This window comes from Neisseria leonii (assembly GCF_028776105.2).
Taxonomy (GTDB): domain Bacteria; phylum Pseudomonadota; class Gammaproteobacteria; order Burkholderiales; family Neisseriaceae; genus Neisseria; species Neisseria leonii.
The window spans coordinates 990,847-1,003,063 of record NZ_CP145606.1 but is presented as its reverse complement, the minus strand read 5'-3'; the positions used below and the strand labels follow the sequence as shown (position 1 = coordinate 1,003,063).

Annotated in this window: 10 protein-coding genes and 1 other RNA gene; 2 read left to right on the top strand and 9 right to left on the bottom strand. The window is 59.2% G+C overall.

From position 1 onward, the window contains the following. Positions 1-288 precede the first annotated feature (288 nt). Positions 289-650, bottom strand: a transfer-messenger RNA (tmRNA) gene (gene ssrA / locus ORY85_RS04850). A gap of 359 nt (positions 651-1,009) precedes the next feature. Between ssrA and ORY85_RS04845 the strand changes: the two genes are divergently transcribed. Beyond that, the gene (locus ORY85_RS04845; protein ID WP_274571088.1) at positions 1,010-1,513 is read left to right on the top strand and encodes a DUF1841 family protein; all 504 of its coding nucleotides are present in this window, start codon (positions 1,010-1,012) and stop codon (positions 1,511-1,513) included. A gap of 201 nt (positions 1,514-1,714) precedes the next feature. On the opposite strand, the gene ORY85_RS04840 is transcribed toward ORY85_RS04845, so the two are convergent. The 8 genes from ORY85_RS04840 to mutY all read right to left on the bottom strand — a co-directional run bounded on the left by ORY85_RS04840 (position 1,715) and on the right by mutY (position 10,761). Continuing rightward, positions 1,715-1,891 carry a GpE family phage tail protein gene (locus ORY85_RS04840; protein ID WP_274571089.1) on the bottom strand — a complete coding sequence of 59 codons (177 nt, stop codon included), beginning with the start codon at positions 1,889-1,891 and terminating at the stop codon, positions 1,715-1,717. An 84-nt stretch (positions 1,892-1,975) separates the two neighbouring features. Next, a complete protein-coding gene (hisD, locus tag ORY85_RS04835) occupies positions 1,976-3,280 on the bottom strand; it encodes a histidinol dehydrogenase (RefSeq protein WP_274571090.1) in 1,305 nt (434 codons plus the stop codon). Between the two features lie 80 nt (positions 3,281-3,360). Further along, a complete protein-coding gene (locus ORY85_RS04830) occupies positions 3,361-4,506 on the bottom strand; it encodes a PIN domain-containing protein (protein WP_274571091.1) in 1,146 nt (381 codons plus the stop codon). Positions 4,507-4,519: 13 nt separating this feature from the next. After that, positions 4,520-5,191 carry an ATP phosphoribosyltransferase gene (hisG, locus tag ORY85_RS04825; protein WP_274571092.1) on the bottom strand — a complete coding sequence of 224 codons (672 nt, stop codon included), beginning with the start codon at positions 5,189-5,191 and terminating at the stop codon, positions 4,520-4,522. Between the two features lie 57 nt (positions 5,192-5,248). Then, a complete protein-coding gene (locus ORY85_RS04820) occupies positions 5,249-5,893 on the bottom strand; it encodes an SCO family protein (protein WP_274571093.1) in 645 nt (214 codons plus the stop codon). Positions 5,894-6,069: 176 nt separating this feature from the next. Continuing rightward, entirely contained in the window at positions 6,070-6,717 is a 648-nt protein-coding gene (locus ORY85_RS04815) for a vancomycin high temperature exclusion protein (RefSeq protein ID WP_274571317.1), read from the bottom strand. A gap of 349 nt (positions 6,718-7,066) precedes the next feature. After that, positions 7,067-9,265, bottom strand: coding sequence for a bifunctional (p)ppGpp synthetase/guanosine-3',5'-bis(diphosphate) 3'-pyrophosphohydrolase (locus tag ORY85_RS04810; RefSeq protein ID WP_274571094.1), 2,199 nt, complete (start codon positions 9,263-9,265; stop codon positions 7,067-7,069). 416 nt (positions 9,266-9,681) lie between these two features. Continuing rightward, entirely contained in the window at positions 9,682-10,761 is a 1,080-nt protein-coding gene (gene mutY, locus ORY85_RS04805) for an A/G-specific adenine glycosylase (protein WP_274571095.1), read from the bottom strand. A 240-nt stretch (positions 10,762-11,001) separates the two neighbouring features. Here mutY and ORY85_RS04800 point away from each other — a divergent pair, with 240 nt between their 5' ends. Then, on the top strand, positions 11,002-12,177 hold the full coding sequence (locus ORY85_RS04800; protein ID WP_274571096.1) for a class I SAM-dependent RNA methyltransferase: 1,176 nt from the start codon (positions 11,002-11,004) through the stop codon (positions 12,175-12,177). Positions 12,178-12,217 lie beyond the last annotated feature (40 nt).

The following is a 12,217-nucleotide window of genomic DNA, read 5'->3' as shown; positions in this document are numbered from 1 at the left end:
TATGCAGCCGCAGTGCCGTTTTCAGACGGCCTGACTGTTTGCTGTCAGCCGGATTTTTTCGGCCGGTGCGGCGTGTCCGTCATCAATAAAATGGTGCGGAAGGCGAATGCGGATTCGCAAGAATAGCCGGCTTATGTCCGCTCAACTGACACAGTTGCCATATCCGCAGCCGATCAGGCGGATATTCTCGATAGATGGAGGAGGCTGCCACGGCGTAGGGCAAAACCAAACCCCTGAAATCAATTCGTTTCAGGGGTTGGGTTTTTATCGGCAAGCCGGTAGAAATTCTGGTGGAGGCGGGGGGAATCGAACCCCCGTCCGAAAGTCCTCTACAAAGCGTTCTACATACTTAGTTGCGTCTATTTGAAATCTTATTTCCCTCGCGCCGACCAACAGGCTTTCGGGAAACCAGTTACCTTAAATCTTATTTCCTGCCAAGTAACCCGACAGGAAACCAGTCAATGTAAAATGACGTTGCGGTAGCTTGCGCTACACAGCCCATTGACCAACTGCTGCAACGGCAGGCCTTAGGCGGCCAGTGCGTAGTTTTCGTCGTTTGCGACTATTTTCGTTCAGTGTTTAACGGGCTTCTGAGACCCCGGTATGCCCGCATCTGCTTCGCAACCCCCGTCGAAACCAAGATCGCCCCCAGATAGGAATCGCAGATTATAGCCGATTCTCGGTTAAGGGGATAGTGCTTTGCGCGTTTCGGGGCGTTGGCGGGAAACGTTTTCAGACGGCCTTTGTTATAATGGCCGTCTGAATCGGCTTTGAGGCAACGGGGCAGTCTGCACCGATTGCCGCTTGACCGTCAGATAGGACATATTGTGCGCCGAAACCGTTAAAACGGCAAAATCGAGGGACGGCTGACTATGGCGATTTGTCTGTATCGCCCTTATCGCAGCCGTCTGACCGCCCGAAAAGGGTTAGACCCGTAAGAAAACACAGCTTATCCAACCGATGCTGCGTGTCGGCACGGTGGGAAAGCCATTTTGGAGAATAGTGCAGCATGTACGATGTCAATACGCACGATGTGCGCCGTTTTTTTGCCTCGGTTTGGCGGCAGCGTTTTGCGCCTTTGGGGTTGGACGCATTGCAGCAGAAGGCTTTGCGGATTATCGAGGCACATCCGGAATATGCGCATTATCTCGAACACGTTGAAGACTATTTGGATAAGGTATGGACGCCGCAGGACGGTGAAGAAAATCCGTTTCTGCATTTGTCGCTGCATTTATCGGTTCAGGAGCAGGCCGGTATCGACCAGCCGCCCGGTATCCGCGCGCTGCACCGCCAATTGTGCGCACGCCACGATGATGACTGGGTGGCGGCCGAGCATGAAATGATTGAGGCTTTGGCCGAAACGGTATGGGAAGCGCAGCGGTTCGGCCGCGGTTTGGACGTGAATGCCTATATGACCCGCCTGCGCCGTCTGGTGGGTTTGGGGCAGGAAGACGAGGAGCGCATCAATCCGCACGAGGTGGCGCAGTCCGACAAAATCAGCGCGCGGGATTGAACTTTTGCCGCGTACAAACCATCACAGATAGGCCGTCTGAAAACAGGCAGCGGGTTTTCTCAGCGGAAGCCTTCGCCATTTGCTTTCAGACGGTATGTTCGCCGCCTGTCTGGCATCGCCGTTCTGTGCGGGTATAGGCTTTCTGCTCGCAAGCGCGGTTTCCAGGCTGCTCACTTGGCACAAATTCCGCGCCGCATCAAACTAAATACCTTGTCTGAAACCCGCCTTCATTTGGCGGGTTGCTTCTTTTTGAAAGGCAGCAAAATCGTCCAAAGTCAGATGATCGATGGCTTGCGGCGACCGGCTGTACCACCAGGCCATATCTGCACAGGCAGCGTTTAACTGGGAAACCGCTTCTTCAACCGTCGTTTTTTCCAAGGCAGGCCGGATTCCCATCCGACACCGGCACCGCTCAAACCGATAACTGGCGGGTTTGAGCGGTGTCGGTGTGTTTTGGGCGGGCTATTTTCCCTTCGAACCGTTCAGGCGCATTTCTGCTGCGCGGGCGTGGGCGGTCAGGCCTTCGCCGTGTGCCAGAATGCTGGCGGTTTGGCCGAGTATCTGTGCACCGGTTTCGGACACTTGGATCAGGCTCGACCGTTTTTGGAAATCGTATGTGCCCAAGGGGGAGGAGAAGCGGGCGGTGCGGCTGGTGGGCAGGACATGGTTGGGGCCGGCGCAGTAGTCGCCGAGGCTTTCGCTGGTGTAGCGTCCCATAAAGACAGCGCCGGCATGGCGGATTTTTTCCGCCCACTGCTGCGGGTTTTCGACGGACAGTTCCAAATGTTCGGGCGCGATAAAGTTGGCGATGGCGCAGGCTTCGTCCAAATCGCGTGCCAAAATGAACGCCCCGCGGTTGGCGAGTGAGGCTTCGATGATGTCGCGGCGCGGCATCTCGGCCATCAGTCTGTCCATCGCGGTTTGAACGTCGTCCAGATAGGTTTGGGAGGTGGCGATTAAAACCGCTTGGGCGATTTCGTCGTGTTCGGCCTGACTGAACAAATCCATTGCCACCCATTCGGCAGGCGTGGTGCCGTCGGCAATCACGAGAATTTCAGACGGCCCGGCGACCATGTCGATGCCTACCACGCCGAAGACGCGGCGTTTGGCGGCGGCTACAAAGGCATTGCCCGGGCCGGTGATTTTATCGACCTGCGGGACGGTTTCGGTGCCGTAGGCCAGCGCGGCGACGGCTTGCGCGCCGCCGATAGTGAAAACACGGGTTACGCCCGCCGCATAGGCGGCCGCCAGCACAATATCGTTGCGTTCGCCGCGCGGTGTCGGCACGACCATGATGATTTCGCCTACACCGGCCACATGGGCGGGCATGGCGTTCATGATTACGCTGCTGGGGTAGGCCGCTTTGCCGCCGGGAACGTAAATGCCTACTCGGTCGAGCGGGGTGATTTTCTGGCCCAGGAGCGTACCGTCTTCGTCGGTATAGTGCCAGGATTCGAGTTTTTGGCGGCGGTGGTAGCTTTCCACGCGGGCGGCGGCGGTTTTCAAGGCCGTCTGAATATCGGCGGGCAGGCGGCCGAATGCGGCCTGCAAATCGTTTTGATCCAGCATCAAATCGGCCATGTTGTGTGCCGCCGTGCCGTCGAAACGGTTGGTGTATTCGATCAGGGCCGCGTCGCCCCGTCGGCGCACATCGGCGCAGATGTCGGCAACAATCTGTTCGGTTTTCGGGTCTTGCGCGGTTTCAAAGGCCAAAAGGGCTTCGAGTTCGGTTTGGAAATCGGGGGAGCGGGTGTCGAGATGTTTCATGGTGTGGTTTGCGGTGGTTGGCAGGCCGTCTGAACGGGCGGGGTTTCGCGGCCGGTAAAATAATATTAAAGGGGCGCGGTTTACAGCGTGTAGGCGATACCGCCGTGATCTTCTTGCCGGATGTAGCCCGCTGCCAGCAGTTCGGCCGCAGCGGCACGGGCTTCGTCTTCGCTGCTGCGCAGCCACTGCACCAGCGAGTTAATCAGTTTATCGTATTGGCGCGGTTTGGTGCGGTGGATTTTGCGCAGGGTGGCCAGTGCTTTGGCGGCGGCCGGTGTGAGGCCGTCTGAAACGGGCGCGGTCCGGCCGGACGGCGCGGGGATTTCGGTTATTTGTGCTTCGGCAGCAGGCGCGACGGGATACAGCACACGCTGGCCGTGCAGGTTGAGCAGGCCCGCATCGGCCAGGCGGCGGCAGATGTCGTAGGCAATCTGTTCGCTCCAACTGTGTTGCAGCAGCGGTTCGGCGTGGCTGCGGATCAGGGTGAACAGGGCGTTTTTGTTGCGCGGTTTGCAGCGGCGGACGGCATCGGTCAGGCGTGCTTCCAGATCGGCGGCGTGCAGCCGGTAGGTCAGGCCGTCTGAATGGCCGTCGCGGACAAAGCCCAGTTCGAACAGACGGTTCTGAATATCTTGCAGCAGGGCTTTGCGTTTGTCTTTGGAAAGACGGCGGGCATCGGCGGTCAGGATTTTTTTCAGCAGTTTGGCCAAACCGTCGCTGTCGGCAGGGCGCGTGTCGGCGGCGGCCAGTCCGGCGATGCTTTTTTTCAGGCACAGTTCGAAATGTTTTTGTGCCAGCGGATCGGGCGGGTCGTTTTCCGGTGCGGCCTTTTCGGGCGGTGTTTCGGGTTGGTGCAGCGGTGCGGCCGCTTTGCCGCCGATTTGGTTCAGGCGCAGGGTGTGGTCGGCCAGTCCGCTTTGGCCGATGTGCTGCAACAGCGGGTCGAACCCTTCGTCTTGGGAAAGAATGATGATTTGGGCGGCCGGATCTTCCAATGTGATGCGGCCGATGTAGAAGCTGAAATAAAAGCCCAGGCTGTCGCGGCTTTTGTGTGCCATGCGGATAAACTGAACCCGGCTGCCGAAGCGGCACAGGCTTTCGGCCAAATCCAGCGGCAGGCTGTCGCGGCCTGCGGGGACGAACAGCCAGACACAGCAGTCTTGTTCGTGGATTTTGTTCAAATCGGCGGCTTGGGTTTGGGTCAGTTCGATCAGCAGGTGCTTCATAATTTCGTTCTCCTCAGATATTCGGGGGTTGGTCGTCGGCCGTGGCGGCGTGTGAAAAAGCGTCGATAATCGGCTGTATGGCGGCGTATTTGACTTTCAGTGCGGCTTTATTGACCACTAAGCGGCTGGAAATGTCGCTGATGTGCTCGACGGCTTGCAGCTTGTTGGCTTTCAATGTGTTGCCGGTAGAAACCAAATCGACAATGGCATCGGACAGGCCGACCAAAGGGGCGAGTTCCATCGAGCCGTAGAGTTTGATGATGTCCACGTGTACGCCTTTGGCGGCAAAGTGTCGGGCGGCGATGTCGGGGTATTTGGTGGCGATGCGCAGGCGTTTGCCCGGTTGGGACGCGCGTGCGTAATCGAATCCTTCGGGGACGGCTACCATCATGCGGCAGCGGGCGATTTGCAGATCCAAAGGCTGATAAAGGCCTTCGCCGCCGTGTTCGGTCAGCACGTCTTTGCCCGCAATGCCGAAATCGGCTGCGCCGTATTGGACGTAGGTGGGGACATCGGTGGCGCGCACGATGACGAGGCGGATATGGGTACGGTTGGTACCGATAATCAGCTTGCGCGACTGTTCGGGGTTTTCGGCAGGCTCGATGCCGGCGGCAGCCAGCAGCGGCAGAGTTTCTTCAAAGATGCGCCCTTTGGAGAGTGCGATGGTGAGACTGTGCTCGGACATGGGCAGACTTTCTGAAATAGGCCGTCTGAATGCAGACGGCCTGTGGTGTGGGACGTTTTATTGTAACAAGATTTTCACATCGGCGGCGATCTCGGTTGCGGTTTTTCCGTAGGGTTCGAACAGGACGGTTTCGCCCGCTTTGTCGATAACGAATGTGCCTGCGGTGTGGTCGACCAGATAAAGATTATCGCCGGTCGGGGCGGCTTTGGCGGAAACCACGCGGTATTGCTGTTTGACTTGTGCAATGTTTTGCGCGTCGGCCGAGCTCAAACCGATAAAGCCGGGGTTGAACTGGGCGGCGTAGCGGCCGGTGATTTCGGGCGTGTCGCGTTCGGGATCGACGCTGACCATCACCACCGCCACGTCTTCTGCCTGTCCGCCCAATTGGCGCAAAACATCGTTGTATGTAACCAGGCTGGTCGGGCAGACGTCGGGGCAGTTGGTGTAGCCGAAGGTCAGCAGGACGACTTTTCCTTTCAGACTGCTGAGGCTGAACGGTTTGCCGTCGCCGCCGGTCAGCGTGAAATCGCCGCCGATGTCGTCCCGGCGGATGTCGGTGCCGTAGAAGCCGGAAGTATCCGGTGTGGCGGAGGCTGCGGCTGTATCGGAGGCGGCAGGCGCGGCCGGGGCGGGTGCGGGGTTCGGTTGGCATGCGGCCAGCAGCAGAGTGCAGAGCAGGGCGGAAATCGGGTACGGTTTCATGACGGAGTCCTCGGAACGGTATGGCCGCCGGGTATGGCGGCCGCAGATTTATTTGTTTATATATTAACCCGTTTGACGGTTTAGGGAAACCGCCGGGCCGTCTGAATGCGGTTTATTTTCCCGCTGCTGCGGGCAAAACATGGTTTTCAGACGGCCTGCGTGCTGCGCCGTGCCGGTCAATGGCGGGCGGTACCGTGCATCTGCCGCAGCGGCTCCTGTTCCAGCGTGGCGGAGGGTCGGGTGCGGGTTATCAGATCGTACCACAGGCGCAGGCGGGCGAAGCGTTCGCGCACCATCACGCGCGGGCCGTTGCGCCAGCCCAGTGCTTCTGCGTGCAGGGCAACGGCATTCATGCCGGCGGCGCGTGCCTGAATCAGGGCGCGGCGGTTGTGGAACGGTTGGGAAACGATGCAGAAGCGGGCATCGGGAAACGCCCGGTGGCAGCGGATAATGCTGTCGAGTGTGCGGAAACCCGCGCGGTCCTGCCAGACGGCTTCGGGCGGAATGCCGGCGGCGGTCAGGTCGGCCTGCATATGGGCGGTTTCGCTTTCACTGTTGTTGAGGCCGTGGCCGCTGACGATAATCTGCCCGATACGTCCCTGCCGCCACAGGGTTTCGGCCGCGCGGATGCGGTTGCCGTAATAGCGGTTGGCAACGGGCGGGCTGCCCACGTATTTGGCCGTGCCCAGCACCAGCATAAAATCGCATTCGGGCACATCTTCGGCGCGGCGGTAGCAGCGCGTACGGGTCAGCAGGAAAACGGCGGCATCGGCCAGCAGGGCGGCGGCCGACAGCAGAGCGGCGGTAATCAGTAAGGCAGTCATCAAGGCAATATCATTTTCAGAATCAAATATCAAGGAACAGGCCGTCTGAAACGGTGGCGGCCGGTATGTTATCCGTTCTCTGCCTGTCTGATAGGCAGGCATTTCTGCCATTCAGACGGCCTGCTGTGGCGGGCGGGCTTCAATCCGATGTTCACAATGATTCCATCACGGATATAACATCACGGATATCAATGGATAAATAGTAGGTCGGATTTTCAAATCCGACATAATGGCAGATCGGACGGTTCAAGCAGATAGAAGAAAATCGAATACAGCTATCCGTCCCACCGTTATCCGACACCTGCCCGGTCCGGCCGTTCTGCATATTCCGTTTTTCAGACGGCCTCCGTTACAGGCGGCTGACGCTCGATACGCCTTTGACTTCGCTCAGGCCCAACAAGACGCGCGGCAGGTCGCCGACCTGTTTGACTTCAAGGGTAAAGCGCATACAGGCTTCCAGATCGCGCGACTGGGTCTGCACGCCGGTTACATTGATTTTGTGGCGCGCCAGCGCATCGGACACATCGCGCAGCAGCCCCGCGCGGTCTTGGGCGCGGATTTCGATGTCCACGGCAAAAATCCGGTCGGAAACGCTGTCGGCCCAAGCGGCGGGCAGGACTTTGTCGGGCGAGGTGCGGGCGAGGTGGTGCAGCGACGGGCAGTTGCTGCGGTGGACGGAAATGCCGCGCTCGCGGGTCACGAAACCTGTGATGTCGTCGGGCGGGGCGGGTTTGCAGCATTTGGCCAGTGTGGTCATCAGGCCGCCTTCGCCGTCAATCAGGATACCGCCCTGACTGCTGCCGATTTTGGATTTTTTGACGATGCTGGTTTCGTTAAGCGGCGGCGGGGCGGGTTCGCTGAGCGCGCCGCAGGCCTTTTGCACCGCGCGGGTCGTGATGTCGCCCTGTCCGATGGCGGTGTAGAGCTGTTCGATGTCGGCAAAGCCCAGTTTTTCGCTTAAAGCCTGCTGGTTGGGGCGGGGGCTGATTTTAGCCAGGACTTTTTCAAACTGGTGTTTGCCGCTTTCACGTACCGCCTCGGCATTCTGCGCGCGGATATGGGCGCGGATTTTGGCAATGGCGCGCGGGCTTTTGACCCAGCCTTCGTGCAGCCAGTTGACCGGCGGTTTGCCGGTTTTGGCCGCAATGATTTCCACCCGCTGACCGTTTTCCAGCGGCGTGGAAAGCGGCACAATCTGGCCGTCCACTTTGGCACCGCGGCAGCGGTCGCCCAAATCGCTGTGCAGCGCGTAGGCAAAATCAATCGGTGTGGAACCGGCAGGCAGGGAGAAAACTTTGCCGTGCGGGGTCAGCACATAGATTGTGTCGTTGAACAACTCGGTCTGGAAGGCTGCGGCCAAGTCTTCTTTGCCGCTGTCGGCCATATTTTCTCGCCAGTCCAAAAGCTGGCGCAGCCAGGCGATTTTCTGTTCGTAGGCCGCGTCGCCTTTGCCGCCTTCTTTGTAACGCCAGTGGGCGGCGACACCGAATTCGTTGAATTGGTGCATCTCGAAAGTGCGGATCTGCACTTCCACGCCTTTGTCCTGCGGGCCGACGATAACAGTGTGCAGGCTTTTGTAGCCGTTGCCTTTGGGGTTGGCGATATAGTCGTCAAATTCGCCGGGAACCGGCTGCCACAGGCTGTGTACGATGCCCAGCGTGGTATAGCATTCGGGAATGCTGTCTACCAGAATGCGCACCGCGCGGATGTCGTAGAGGCCGTCGAAATCCAGCTTTTTTTTCACCATCTTTTTGTAGATGGAATAGATGTGTTTCGGTCGGCCGGCCACATCGTAACGGATCGGGTATTTGTCCAGTTCGGCGCGCAGGGTGGCGAGAAAATGATCGATGTATTCGAGCCGTTCGGTGCGTTTTTCGTCGAGCAGACGGGCGATTTCCCTGTATTTTTCGGGGTTGTGGTGGCGGAAACCCAAATCTTCGAGCTGCCATTTGAGCTGCCATACGCCCAAGCGGTTGGCCAGCGGGGCGAAAATATCCAGCGTCTGCTTGGCTAAGGCGCGTTTTCCGGGGCTGTCGGGCAGGGTGTTGCAGAATTGCAGGGTGCGGGTGCGCAGGGCGAGTTTGATTAAGACCACGCGGATATCGCCCACCATCGCCAGCAGCATTTTGCGCATGGCTTCCGCTTGGGCGGCGCGCTCTTCGGGCGTGTCGAGTTTATCGACATCGGCAAAGTGGGTGAGTTTCTGCACTTCGTCGATACCGCGCACCATTTCGGCAGTCTGCCGCCCGCACTGTTCGGTCAGGATGCTGTGCCAGTTGTCGAGATAGGCGGGCAGATCGGCCAGCAGGGTGGCGGCCACGGCTTCGGGCAGCAGATCGAGACCGGCAACGATTTGTGCGGCATGCAGCAGGTGGCTGAACAGCGGCTCGCCCGCCTCGGTGCGCGCATCGGGCGGATAATGATTTTCGGCCAGAGCGAGTGCGGTTTCCAGCAGCTTTGCGTCGTCGGGGGACTGACTGTTCCGGTAATCGTTGAGCCATTGGCGCAGGGCGGACAAATCCGGTAAAGCGGGGGCGGGTTCGCGCATAACGTTCTTTCCGGCAGAATAAGCAGTATGGAAGGGATTGTAGCGAAAAAGCGGGCGGCTTGAAACGGCAGGCCGTCTGAAAATGCGGCCGGCCGGCAGAATATTGGAATCGGGTATCCGACTGTTGTCGGTTGCGGATTTCAGAGTGTGATTGACAACTGCCTGTTCACGGCAGGTGTCGGATATGAATATCCGACCTACTGTCAGAGTGGTGAAGTGAAAACGGGGGCGTTTTTGGGAGAACGGATAGGCCGGATGCCGGTATCCGATTGCCGCTTTTATGCGGATTGAACAGTCCGACCGGCAGCTGCCGTGAACGGGTAGGGGCGAAATCAATATCCGGCTGACCACGCCTGTCGGATTCAAGAATCCGACTTACGTGTGCGCAAACGGACAAAGCGGGTTTCAGACGGCCTTCAAAGCAGATTTTGCTGTGCCAGCCAGCTGCTTAACGGTTTGGGCAGCGCGCTTTGGCGGATTTGCTGTGCGTTTTGCCAGCCTGAGTCTGTGGCGGGTGCTTGGGGCAGTACGGCGGAAAACGGGGTAATATCGAGCAGGCGGTGGGTCAGGCGGTGTGCGATGGCGGGGTGTTCGGTCAAATCGTCGGGTGTCAGGCCGTATGCGGCGGCGAAACGGTACAGCTCGGACAAGTTCTCAAAGCAGGGCAGGCAGTACATACCCGCCCAAATGCCGCTTTGCGGGCGTTTTTCCAGCAGCAGGCGGCCGTCGGGCGTGCGCAGTTGCAGCCAGAACAGGGGCAGGTGTACGGGGGCGGCGGCTTTTTTGCGGCGCGGCAGTTCGGCCGTGCGGTTTTGCGCATAAGCCAGGCAGCGCGCCTGCATCGGGCAGGCGGCACAGTCGGGTCTGCCGCGTTTGCAGACGGTGGCGCCCAAGTCCATCAGTCCCTGCGTGTAGGCGGGCATATCGGCGGCATCGGGCGGCAGCAGGCTTTCGGCCAATGCCCACAGGCGTTTTTCGAACGTTTTGTCCGCCGGGTCGCCGTCTCGGGCGAATACGCGGCATAAGACGCGTTTGACATTGCCGTCGAGAATGGCCTCGCGCCGGTTCAGCGTGAACGCGCAGATGGCGGCGGCGGTGCTGCGGCCGACACCGCACAGGGTTTCCCATTCGCCGCGCGATTGCGGAAAACGGCCGTCAAACTGCGTCATAATCTGTTTGGCCGCTTGGTGCAGATTGCGTGCGCGGCTGTAATAGCCCAAACCCGCCCACAGGCGCAGTACGTCGTCCTGAGCGGCAGCGGCCAGCGCGGCGACATCGGGGAACTCGGCAACAAAGCGCGGGAAATATTCGCGCACGGTGGCGACTTGGGTTTGTTGGAGCATGATTTCCGACAGCCAGACACGGTAAGGGTCGCGGCTGTGCCAAGGCAGGTTGTGGCGGCCGTGCCGGTGCTGCCAGTCAATCAGGCGGCGGGCAAAATCATCGGGCATAAGCGGGGCGGGCGGAAAAAAGCCGCTATTGTAGCAGAGAGGCATAGTTGGGTTTCTTCGAATTTAACGGATTGTAAATAAAGGAACTCGAACCAGGCTTACGCAAGTAATGATGACTGTGGCTCAAAGATACTGTGAAGTTTTGTTAAGCTCCTTCGAGCCTGTAATATATTAAGCCTGTAATATATAAGGCCGTCTGAAAAGCAGGCGGGGGCGGGCGGCATCTGCTACAATCCGTGCAGTTATCGGCACGGCGGCGGTTCCGCCTTTTCTGTTTGGATATTTATGACGGTTTATTCTTTATTTGCCACCTGCCCGCGCGGTCTGGAAAGTGTTTTGGCGGCCGAATTGGCGGCGCAGGGTTGCAGCGCGACGGCCGCTACCGACGGCGGCGTGGCATGCAGAGGCGGTTTGGCGGCGGTGTACCGCATCAATCTGCATTCGCGCACGGCCAGCCGTATTTTGCTGCGCCTGACGCAGGGTGCGTACCGCAGCGAGCGCGATATTTACAGACTGGCGCGCGGTATCCGCTGGGAAAACTGGTTTGATGCCGGACAAACGTTCAAAGTGAAAGCGGAAGGCCGGCGGGCGCAGGTGAAGAGCCTCGATTTTGCCGCGCTGACGGTCAAAGACGCTTTATGCGATGCGTTCCGCGATGTCTGCGGTGCGCGTCCGAGTGTGGATAAAATGCGCCCCGATGTGCGCGTCCATGTTTTTCTCGACGATAAAACCGTGCAGATTTTTATCGACACTTCGGGCGAAGGCCTGTTCAAACGCGGTTACCGTCAGGATACGGGCGATGCGCCCCTGCGCGAAAATCTGGCGGCCGGACTGCTGCTTTTGGCCGGTTACGACGGTACACAGCCGTTTCAGGATCCGTTCTGCGGCAGCGGCACGCTGGCCATTGAAGCGGCATGGATAGCGCAAAACCGCGCGCCGGGCCTGATGCGCCGCTTCGGTTTCGAGCGGCTGAAAAATTTCGACAAAGCCTTGTGGGTGAAAGAAAAACAGGCGGCCAAAACCGCTGTGGCCGCTGAAATGACCGCACCGGTTGCCGCTTCCGACAACGACCGCCGTATGGTCCGTGCGGCAGAAGAAAATGCCCGTGCGGCCGAAGTGGACGGCCTGATCCGTTTCGAGACCTGTGATGCACAGGACGCGCGCCCGAACGGTGCGGGCGGTCTGATGCTGTCCAACCCGCCCTACGGCGTGCGTCTGGCCGAAACGGCCGCGCTGCACGCGCTGTATCCACAATTGGGCAGCTGGCTCAAACAGCATTATGCGGGTTGGACGGTCGGCATGTTTACCGGCGACCGCGAAATGCCCAAACTGATGCGCCTGTCGCCCAAACGGAAAATCCCGCTGTATAACGGCAATCTCGACTGCCGCCTGTTTGTGCTGGACATGGTGGCGGGCAGCAACCGTGCCAAAACAGCGGGACAGAGTACACAGGCCGTCTGAAACCCGTCCGGGCGCGTTTTTGTCCTTTTCCGCGCCTTGT

Excerpts from the sequence above, each read along its gene's own strand:
- ORY85_RS04845 (WP_274571088.1), top strand. The coding sequence starts at position 1,010 with ATGTACGATGTCAATACGCACGATGTGCGCCGTTTTTTTGCCTCGGTT.
- hisD (WP_274571090.1), bottom strand. The coding sequence starts at position 3,280 with ATGAAACATCTCGACACCCGCTCCCCCGATTTCCAAACCGAACTCGAA.
- ORY85_RS04830 (WP_274571091.1), bottom strand. The coding sequence starts at position 4,506 with ATGAAGCACCTGCTGATCGAACTGACCCAAACCCAAGCCGCCGATTTG.
- hisG (WP_274571092.1), bottom strand. The coding sequence starts at position 5,191 with ATGTCCGAGCACAGTCTCACCATCGCACTCTCCAAAGGGCGCATCTTT.
- ORY85_RS04820 (WP_274571093.1), bottom strand. The coding sequence starts at position 5,893 with ATGAAACCGTACCCGATTTCCGCCCTGCTCTGCACTCTGCTGCTGGCC.
- ORY85_RS04815 (WP_274571317.1), bottom strand. The coding sequence starts at position 6,717 with ATGACTGCCTTACTGATTACCGCCGCTCTGCTGTCGGCCGCCGCCCTG.
- ORY85_RS04810 (WP_274571094.1), bottom strand. The coding sequence starts at position 9,265 with ATGCGCGAACCCGCCCCCGCTTTACCGGATTTGTCCGCCCTGCGCCAA.
- mutY (WP_274571095.1), bottom strand. The coding sequence starts at position 10,761 with ATGCCTCTCTGCTACAATAGCGGCTTTTTTCCGCCCGCCCCGCTTATG.
- ORY85_RS04800 (WP_274571096.1), top strand. The coding sequence starts at position 11,002 with ATGACGGTTTATTCTTTATTTGCCACCTGCCCGCGCGGTCTGGAAAGT.